The sequence below is a fragment of the Pseudoalteromonas sp. SG43-6 genome (assembly GCF_014164365.1).
GTDB lineage: Bacteria > Pseudomonadota > Gammaproteobacteria > Enterobacterales > Alteromonadaceae > Pseudoalteromonas > Pseudoalteromonas rhizosphaerae.
This window is the reverse complement of the sequence record NZ_JACJEZ010000011.1, coordinates 1-10,305: the sequence shown is the minus strand read 5'-3', so window position 1 is coordinate 10,305 and position 10,305 is coordinate 1. Positions and strand designations below refer to the sequence as shown.

The following is a 10,305-nucleotide window of genomic DNA, read 5'->3' as shown; positions in this document are numbered from 1 at the left end:
TCATTACTAAAATTAGTAACCAAATAGGGAAATCAACATGATGCTTGCGTAAACTGCAATTCAACAACAAGCAAAAGAGTAGACGCCCTCAAACCACTTTAGTTCAAAATAAATTTAAAATTGATAAAATAATATTGCATGAGCCAAATAGCAGGCATAAAAAAAGCCAGCTCAAAATGGGCTGGCTCAATCATTACTAAAACTAGTAACCAAATAGGGGGAAATCAACAATGATGCTTGTGTAAACTGCAATTTAACAACAAGCAAAGAAGTAGACGCCCTCACGCTAATTTAGTTCAAAATAAATCAGGCTAATTTGAAATAATGCTAACTTTTTATCAAAGAAAGCATTTGCTGTTCATCAAATTTTGTAAAACTCATTGATTTTTCAGTAAATAATGCATCAACAAGCGCTTGCTTATGTTGTTGCATTTTAAATACTTTTTGCTCAATTGAATTCGCCATTATCAGTTTATAAACAAAAACAGGATTTGTTTGACCGATTCGATAAGCACGATCTGTCGCTTGTTTTTCTACTGCTGGATTCCACCAAGGATCAAAATGGATCACAGTGTCCGCCTGAGTAAGATTAAGCCCTGTACCGCCAGCTTTTAAACTAATTAAAAATACCGACGTTTGACCACTGGTAAATTCTTCGATCACTTTATCGCGATGACGCGTTTGCCCCGTTAGCAAGCTGTAATTGATCTCCAGTGATGCTAGCTGCTGCGCAATAATATCTAATGCAGAAGTAAATTGGCTAAAAATAATAATATTACGACCTTCACTTAACATTACTGGTAAATGGCTACTCAACCAGTCAAGTTTTGCACTTCTAGCTGAGGTGTGTTCGTCAATCAAACGCGGGTGACAACATATTTGTCGTAACTTTAATAACGCCTCTAAAAAGGCTAATTTGCTCTTTTGCGCGCCTTGGGAAGCAAACAGGTCGACCATTTTCTCTTCTAGAGAATCAGTAATACTTTGGTAAATGTCTTTTTGCTGTGCTTCGAATTCAAACTCTTTGATCAACTCTGTTTTAGGTGGTAGCTCTTGTGCTACTTCAGCTTTTGTACGGCGTAAAATAAAAGGCAAGATCAGTGATTTAAGCTCTTTAGCACGATCACTATCAGCGTCACGCTCAATCGGAGTCTGAAAATGCTGTTTAAAATGAGCCTGTGAACCAAGCAATGAAGGCATTGCAAAATCTAACAATGATTTCAATTCAAATAAATTGTTTTCAATCGGTGTACCACTTAAACATAAGTTAAATTGTGCATTTAAACGCTTAACTAAACGAGATACTTGCGCACTGTCATTCTTTATATACTGCGCTTCATCAAGAATAATATTCTCAAAATACAACGGCGAGTAGTAAGCGATATCTCGCTTGAGTAATGGATAAGTAGTAAGAATGCAATCTGCCTGAGCTAAATGTTGTAATTGCTCAATCCGCGCGCTACCAAATAGGGTCGTCACTTTAATACTACTGGCGAATTTAGCCATTTCATTTTGCCAATTACTTACCAAGCTCGTTGGGCAGACAATTAGCGTTGGGCCTGCTTGCTCTCGTTGCCGTGCGTTAGCTAAAAATGCAATAACTTGTAAGGTTTTGCCTAATCCCATGTCGTCGGCGAGGATTCCGCCTAACTGATGGCGTTTTAAGAACTGTAGCCATTGAACGCCTTGCTGTTGATACTCGCGAAGCCGCACGCCCGCATTCAAGCCATGTAACACTGTAGTAGCAGTAGCTGGTGCATCTAGCTCAGCTAAATAAGACTCTAAGCTGTCGTCGACTAAGTTAACCGCAAAACAGCTCATCTTCATTAAATGTACTAAAAATGATAAAGGTATAAGTAATTCATCGCGTGTTTTTATAAACTCAAAACGATCTTTAAAATCAGTAAGCGTATCAAAAGCTGGTTTTGTTATTACTCCAAACTGTTTACCATTTGCATAATAATAAAAAAGTTCGCTTTGACGATTAAGTGATTGAAATTCTGAATTATCGTTTGCTAATACGGTGGCAGCTTTAGCGTTTGAGATCATTATTTTACTAACAATTTGATGACCTTTACCACGTTTAACATCCAAGCTGACATTAGTGATTGATTTTTTTATCACTAGTTTTTTATCAGTTACCTTCCAACCACGCTGACGAAGTTTAGGCAAAACCTCGTATTTAAACCAATGCTGATGAATAACTGATTGTTTATTGAAAACAAACTCATTTTGTAAAGCCCCTTTACATAGTTCAAAGCCTAAATTTGTGAGCTCTGTGATAACGGTATTTTCAAGCGATGCATTGAGAATATTTGCTGGTGCTGAGTTTGGAGCGTAATTACCATCTTGATAGTTAAAGGTAAGCGTAAGCTTTAATTGGTTATTGCTATTACTAACATCCACAACAGCACAAGTATCTGCTACCCGTTTTATTTTTTTACGTTCAGATGATTGGTAATGAGGTATTACACCGTCACCAAAATTTGCAGCTAATTGCTTATAGACACGATCAAAATTAGCAGTATGAATGGCTGGGATCGCTTTGATATGAGCAACTTCTTCACCACTTAGTGGCGTACGTAAACGGCCTATGCGTAGTGACTCTGTATCAAGATAAGTCGGTGGTGTGGTTTTAAGTAAGAACCAAGATTGTTTACCCGTTAAACTTACATTTAATTGAATAAGATCTTTTTTGTGTGACCACGAAAAACTCAGATCTTCAGCACTATCTGCTTTAATCGACTGACGAGAGCGCCCAAAAAACAAACGCTGAGAAGCAATCAACTGCTGCAATGCGTTAAATCCCCATTGCCCTCTAAGCTCTAAATTACCAAGTGCATTTTGAGAACGGATCCAACTGTATAAACGAAAATCAGTTTCGAGTAAATCGGATGGTGTTACAAAACTATTAAGCTGCTGATCAGTAAGGTTTCTACCGAGGGTATACTGATGTTCTGCAGAGAAAGCGGCAATTTTTGGTGTTAAAATAACCCGATTGTTTTCTACATCAAGCACAAATAAAAGTACATTTTTAGCTTGTGCTGACTGGTTTTGCTTAAGTGTTGTTAGCTCTTCAAACCAATCATTAATTATATAGTCTTGGCCGTAATCACCTGAATGATCAATCTTCAGCTTTAACAATACAGCAGCCAAGTGGCGACAGTTAGTTTTGGCATTACATGAACAGTGTCGATCAACTGTAAAACCATTGGCTAACTTCTTTATCTCTATATGTTGGGTAAAAGTACTGCCTTGATTTCCAAACACCGAGGCATCAATGACAGAGAAATCATGATTATGCTCTAACCAATTAATTTGACCATTTGCTACGTACTCTTTTGCTTTACTGAGCACAGGAAGCTTAAACAGCTGTTTTATAAATCGCTCAGATAAAGGAAATTGAGTCGCTTGCTCTTGCTTGATCTCTTCAAAAATAGCGAGTAGGTCATTCTTAGATAAGTTAGCAGACATATTGCTCAGGGCAGTAAAAAATAAAAATAATTTTACCAGTATATGATTTATCGGCGTCGAGCTAAAGCATTAAAATGATTAAAAAGACTGGTTGGAGCTGATAAGTTAGTAAAAAAATGATCTCAATACAAAAACAGCTGAATTTAATAGTTAAACACAATTAACCAACAACAAACCCACAAGTTATAAACATATTGTTAATTATTAAGCGCGTTTACAGATCACATTTTTACTAAGGTATAAAAAAATAGCGGTAAGAGTGAAAAATATAGCTAATCAGTTAGTAAAAAAATGATCTATGAGCTCAATAGTAAGGTTTATTGATATTTTAGATCATTATTTTACTAACAAAACACAGTTTGGGATCAGAATTTTACTAACAAAAAAAGCCTTCAGATCAGATTTTTATTAACTAGTTAAATGCATTTAATAACTTAGTTAGCTGTTCTAAGCGCTTGTCAGTCATCACTTTATTATCAATTTTGATTGATAAATCACCACTTTTTAAATTACGTTGCAAGCTAATGTAATTATTTTCTAGTAGTGCTTCTCGACGTTGAGTTGACTGTGGCTCAGCGGTAAGCAATTTAGTGATCGCCATTGCACGCTTATCATCACCAATAATCTCATCTAAGCTATTATCGTGTGTCAGATGATTTACTTGCTGATTAAAACTATGCTCATCACGTTCTTTTGCTGCAATCAGTTTTTTAGCTACTTCACGGCCAACATGATTCGCTGTTGGATAAAGGGCAAGTACGGCAGCAGGAAGCTTCTCAAAGGCTTTAATTGCATCAGCAATAGCTGTATGCGATACACCTTCAATGGCGGCTACTTCACGATAAGAGCCTTTTTTTCCCTGTGCAACTAACTCATCTTTTGTTTGTTGATATGCTTGGCCAAGTTCCCAGAGGCTCGGGGCAATATATTGGTCTGACGATACCGCTAAAATCTTAGCATCTAAATCTGTAAAATCACTCGAACTAAGAACCATGTAGTCAGCATTGCCAATTATACATGCCATACGACGACGTGAGCCGGCTAATACCAGTGTTTCATCACCTTTGTCCCAACATAGGGCGGGGTGTTGGTTACGACCATCCTCGGCTATTGCAGGGAGTATATCAGCGACAGACTTTTCATTGAGTAACACTTGAACACGACGATTTTTTGCGTACACCTTGGTGGTACTTTCTATTTCAGCATGCGGGATCACTTTGCAAACAAGTGTGATCTGACGATTAGGATCACTTGGTGCAGGCATTTTGATCACATCGCCTGCGTTTGCTTGCTCTAGTAATTCATCAAGATTACTATTACCAATTGAAGTAGCAAAAGGATCTAAGCTGGTGTCATTTTTACGTTTTTTAGCCATTTTTTGTTAACTACCTTACTTAGTTTCATTCAATTGAGATTGTGTTGATTGCCAGTTTGAACGGATCAGCATTTCTAATTCATCAACAACATCTTTTATATTTTCTTGAGCTCTGATCAGTGATTCTCTACTTGCTAAACTGTCAGATGTTTTTTGATCAAAAATAGTATTGAATGACGAAGAGCTCGCTGTAATTGCCGAGCTGTGGTTAATTGGGTAACTCATTACCTGACGACCAAATGCACTGCGTACATCTTTAACGATGTCACGCTGTGAATGATTGCCTTTTACGTAATTAGTTACTAAAAATTGCATAAAGTCCCAACCTTCATGACCTAAAGATGCAACGGTATGATAGATTTCGCCTAAACGTTTTAAATATTTGTTATTAGCATCGAAATCAACGGCTTCAGGATGTACCGGGATCAGCATTGCCGTAGATGCCATTAAAGCATTGTAAAACATGAAGTTAAGAGATGGAGCTGTATCAATTAAAATGATATCGAATTGATCCTTAACCGGATCAATGACTTTTTCTAATAGTTTATGGTAATGACGGGTTTTTTCATAACTTGAACTATCTTTTAGCAACGTTGCAGTTTCGTGTTCAAAGTAAAAGTCATCCATACCAGAAGGCAAAATGCGTATATTTGGGATATGCGTAGGCAAAAAAGCATTTGTAACAAGTTGCTGCCAAGTTTCATCTGGATCTAAGTCAATGCAATCTCGCATTAAATCACCGACCGTGATCGGTTCAGGTTCACTGGGTGGGAAAAAACTCGATGATGACCCTTGCGGATCTAAATCAATAATACCAATACGGTAACGTTTAATGTTAGTCGTAGCTAGGGCTGCAGCAATATTTACCATACTGGTTGTTTTACCACAGCCGCCTTTTAGAGAGTTAATAACAATAACTTGTAATTTATCGTCAACATTGCGGTGATCTGGCTGGATATCCATTATATCTGCCATAGCAAATATATTTACCAAGGTGTAAGCATAATGGCCGTTAGCACCGCGTTTAATGTTTAGCTCATCAAAATCACCATTGTCATGGCGGCGTTTTAAGGTACGATTGTTACAGCCTAACAGATCTGCTGCTGCTTTTTGAGTGTAAGTTCGAAGCTCTTTTTCTTCAGATTTTAAGTGGGCACGATAATGCTGAATACGTCCTGCTAATGATTTTTCTGCGACTTCTGCAGTTGCTTTTAAAAGCCGATAGGTGGATAGCGCATTATTATGAATTGACATACTTTATTCCTCAAAGTTAGGTATTAAGTATAATGTCCATTTAATTGACTGTAAACAACTATTTATGACGACATTGCTTTTAATAACAAGACATTTAGAATTAATTTGTAATTTTAAAATTGCTTAGTATAAATAAAGAAGTTTAAAGGTGGTTAAATATATAAGGTAGTAAAGGTTAAGGGCATAAAATAGACATCTAAGTTTCTGATATATATAAATAATAGTAAAAAAAGTGGATCAGGTTTATACTTGGTTAAGATCAGATCTTTAGTAACTGACAGATCGTAATTTTACTAACTCTGAATCAGATACTTAAGTTATACACAGTTTGAGCACAGGTTTACGCACAAAAACCGCTGTTGAGATCAGTTTTTTACTAAGATAATTAAGAACTTATCCACTTACAATCGGGATAAATAGGCTGTTCAATTAGTATAGATCTGATCTGTAGTAGGTATAGATCAGATCTATGCTAACTGATTCGATGATTATCCACAGGCATTAGTAAAAATTAGATTTATGTCGTGTATTTTTGGTTAAAAAACAAAAATACACGGACAAAAATACGCGTGAGTTAGTAAAATTTAGACTTATAACCGTAGTGTTAGTAAAAAACTGATCTGAAAATCAAGATCATTAAGGTTACTTAGTAAAATAGTGATCTGAACATATATTTTAATCCCAGATCAGTTTTGTACTAACTTAAACATTTAACTTTTTCTGTTTAATGTGTTGTTATTAGCTGTCGCAATAAAATTGGAAATAAGAACAATGAACCGAAAGGTCAACATCTCGGTAGATAACTTACCCGATACATTACGGGGTCAGATCCACGGGGTGGAAAGTGCAATAGATAACGAAAGCCTCGCATTATTTACAGACAATAAAGATGTGCGGGTTTCATTAGAAAATGCAGCGCATGGACTAAGGGCCTATTCGAATACTTTTAATCATTATGATTTGTGGGGACGTTTTGTTCGCTCAGGCCATAAAAAATTACCACTCGAAGAAGCACCTAAAAAAACCATTATTACTCGAAAAATATCCGAAAAAGTGGATGGCATTTTGTATGATGGTGAAATTAAAATTACTCCAGCGGTAGTAAGTACCCGTAAAGACGGTGAAGATGTTGAATATTTAGTTTGGCCATCAGATCGTGAAGAAAAAGTAGAACGTGCATTAATCCGTTTAGCTTCTAAAGGTAAAATTGTTAAAATCAATTTTAAGTCCGGTATTCAATATGCCGTGGTTTTTTCGATGAACGAATTAGCGCAAGAACTTAAAGCTGTTGGGCAATCAATGCCTTACCCACAAATCAAAGAAGCATTAGAAGCACTGCAAGGTTCTAAGCTATCGTTTAAGTATTCAGCGACAGATACTAAAAATACCAATATTGATGATTCATTTTACGAATCAAATATGAACTTTCTTTCTTCTTTGCACTTTAGTGGTAAAAAAGGGCAGGGCGGTAATGTTAAATGTGTTGCGTGCTTGAATGCGTTTGTCCATAACATGATCGATAACCTCGAATACAAAGGTTACTATTTCAATAGTGCGCAAGAATTAAAGCGCGGATTATCTCGCTGGATGATGTTGCGTCTTTATCATCTTTGGCGCTATGCGGCACCAGGAAAAACATATCATTTTAGATTGTTATCTATCATGGAAAAATATGGCTCAATCTATTCAACTGACGATATCACTGAAAATAAATTAAAAGCATTGCGTCGTGATATGACCACTACGATGAAAGATCTTATCGAAAAAGGTGCTATTTCAGAATATAGCATTACGAATGTTAAAGATGATAAAACTGGTAACATTGTAGATTATACATACGAGATGCATCCTTCAGATCAGTTTTGTGATGAAATACTTACTTTGAATAAGCATAACAAACGTATTGAAATTCAAGGTGGTAAACGCATAGTTGAAAATGCAGTTTTAATCGACGAAGATAAAATTGAAGAAATAGTCAAAGATTAACTTACCGCTTAAGCTTATTCTGACTAAGGCCGCTATATAGCGGCCTTTTTAACATAATTATTTATCAACTTGTTCCAAATATAATCTATCAACAAGAAAATCATACTCTCGTTTACGCGGATGGCTTTGTGGTTTTTGATAATCTGATAACGTACCTAGTTTTACATCCGGTTCAGGGTTTATCAAAATAAAAGGTAGTGCGGCACTAACATGATAACGATTTTGCGCGGTGTATCTCACATTTACTTGTGGGCTAACGCGGGTGGGGCGTCTTATTCGTAACTTATCTTTATCTCCTAAACTAGCGACACGTAATTGTTCTTGAGCAACGAGTGTTTGCCAACTGAGTTGATCTATCATTCTAGGATTGGAATAACCGGCTGATTTTTCGAGCATGGCTAGTGCCATCTTTTTTGTCAGTGTTTTAGTCGCGTGTTTGTGCATCCAGGTAAAACGAACTGAAAAAGGGGAGTTTACTTCAAAATGAATTTTACGGTACGCGGCGAGTGTTATTAAATTTGGTATCGCATTATGAACCGCTTCAAAGCGAGCATCATTATTATCAATGGCTAGAATACATTCTTTAAATGCAGCTTTAGCTTTATTTAATTGTTGAATTCGAGCAACAAGTTGTTTTTGATCCGCATTTTTTATTACCAGTAACCCAGGGTGACGTTTTAAAACACGACTACTTAAGCCTGATTTTTTATAGATATCGTTAAATGAATTTAAAATCAACTTTTGGCCCGTAGCACCTGTAATTTTCGTAACATTGATCGATTGAGGGACTATCTTTTCATCGTTACTATCTATATCAGGCAATTGATAATAATCAGCCTTTGAATAATCGCATTGCATTAAATCATCAATAAAGTGATTAGTTAAATCACTAAGTAAATCGAACTGACTGCGAATTTGTACTTTAGTTACCATAAGAACACATCATACAATATAGATGATAATAGTCTACCATAGCCGCAGTTAAACTAAAAACAAAGCAGCGCACAATCACCTGTTTATTTATTGTTTAATTTTATTCTATGCTAAGTAAATATTATAAATCAAATTAAGTATGATGTGTTCTTTGTTCTTGGTAAGGACCTTATAACGGATAGGTTGATAGTTTTTCTAACCTAAATTCGGATAATAAGTGCAATTTCTCAGATTAGATGGCCAGCTGTTATAATTCGGCCATTTTCTCGCCAAAGGAAATTGCTTTAATGAAATATAAACAGCTGACACAAGAAGAAAGATACCAGATTTACGCGTTAATAAAAGCAGGAAATAACCAAAAACAGATAGCTGATGAACTAACTCGTTCACCGTCATCTATCTCTAGAGAGTTAAAACGCAATAAAGGACTTAAAGGCTATCGGCCTAACCAAGCCAATAGTTTTGCTGAACAAAGACGCAAGTCATCTTTCAAAGCAAGTAAATTAACAGATTACGTTACTGACTGGATTAATAAATTGTTGCATGACGGACTTTCGCCAGAGCAGGTGGCAGGCCGCTTAGCTTTAGAGAAAAAGGTCGTTTTACATCATGAAACGATTTATCAATATATTTACAGAGACAAGGCCCGTGGTGGCGAGCTACATAAGACACTCACTCGTGCATGTAAAAAGTATAAAAAACGCTATGGAAGCTACGATAAACGCGGACAGATAGTTAATCGAGTCAGTATTGATGAACGCCCAGGTATTGTGGATTCAAAGTCTAGGATTGGTGATTGGGAGGGTGACACAGTGATAGGCAAAGGGCGTAAAAATGCCTTTGTCACAATGGTTGAACGTAAAACGTTATATACAGTCGTTCACAGAATTGAAAGCAAGCATGCGAAAATAACAGCCGATGCGCTGATCAAGTGTATGACACCATATAAAGGTAGGGTTATTACCGTGACTTTAGATAATGGAAAAGAGTTTGCTCACCATGAGCGTATTGCACAAAAATTAGAAGCTGATGTGTATTTCGCTCACCCATACTCATCATGGGAGCGGGGCATAAATGAGAATACCAACGGTTTACTTAGACGCATCTTCCCCAAGGGAACTGATTTTATGGCGCTAAGTGAAGCAGAAATACAGGCGGCAGTTGATAAGCTCAATCATCGGCCAAGAAAAACAAGAGGGTATAAAACCCCTCATGAACTATTTACGGGGCAATCAGAAGTTCTGGTTGCTGCATAATGATTGCACTTAATACTTGAATTCAAG

Annotated in this window: 6 protein-coding genes; 2 read left to right on the top strand and 4 right to left on the bottom strand. The window is 36.6% G+C overall.

Translation table 11 applies throughout. From position 1 onward, the window contains the following. Positions 1-327: 327 nt before the first annotated feature. The 3 genes from H5201_RS06550 to H5201_RS06540 form a co-directional block, all read right to left on the bottom strand. On the bottom strand, positions 328-3,474 hold the full coding sequence (locus H5201_RS06550) for a DEAD/DEAH box helicase (RefSeq protein ID WP_182784027.1): 3,147 nt from the start codon (positions 3,472-3,474) through the stop codon (positions 328-330). Positions 3,475-3,886: 412 nt separating this feature from the next. Then, a complete protein-coding gene (locus H5201_RS06545) occupies positions 3,887-4,849 on the bottom strand; it encodes a transcriptional regulator (RefSeq protein WP_182731207.1) in 963 nt (320 codons plus the stop codon). Between the two features lie 15 nt (positions 4,850-4,864). Further along, complete coding sequence (locus H5201_RS06540; protein WP_145239012.1) at positions 4,865-6,103, bottom strand: AAA family ATPase; 1,239 nt, start codon at positions 6,101-6,103, stop codon at positions 4,865-4,867. Between the two features lie 771 nt (positions 6,104-6,874). Between H5201_RS06540 and H5201_RS06535 the strand changes: the two genes are divergently transcribed. Further along, complete coding sequence (locus H5201_RS06535; RefSeq protein ID WP_145239015.1) at positions 6,875-8,089, top strand: replication protein A; 1,215 nt, start codon at positions 6,875-6,877, stop codon at positions 8,087-8,089. A gap of 57 nt (positions 8,090-8,146) precedes the next feature. On the opposite strand, the gene H5201_RS06530 is transcribed toward H5201_RS06535, so the two are convergent. Beyond that, positions 8,147-9,022 (bottom strand): DNA replication terminus site-binding protein, encoded by an 876-nt coding sequence (locus tag H5201_RS06530; RefSeq protein WP_145239018.1) that lies wholly within the window; start codon positions 9,020-9,022, stop codon positions 8,147-8,149. 287 nt (positions 9,023-9,309) lie between these two features. Here H5201_RS06530 and H5201_RS06525 point away from each other — a divergent pair, with 287 nt between their 5' ends. Continuing rightward, positions 9,310-10,278, top strand: a complete 969-nt coding sequence (locus H5201_RS06525; RefSeq protein WP_182768415.1) for an IS30 family transposase — start codon at positions 9,310-9,312, stop codon at positions 10,276-10,278. Positions 10,279-10,305: the final 27 nt, after the last annotated feature.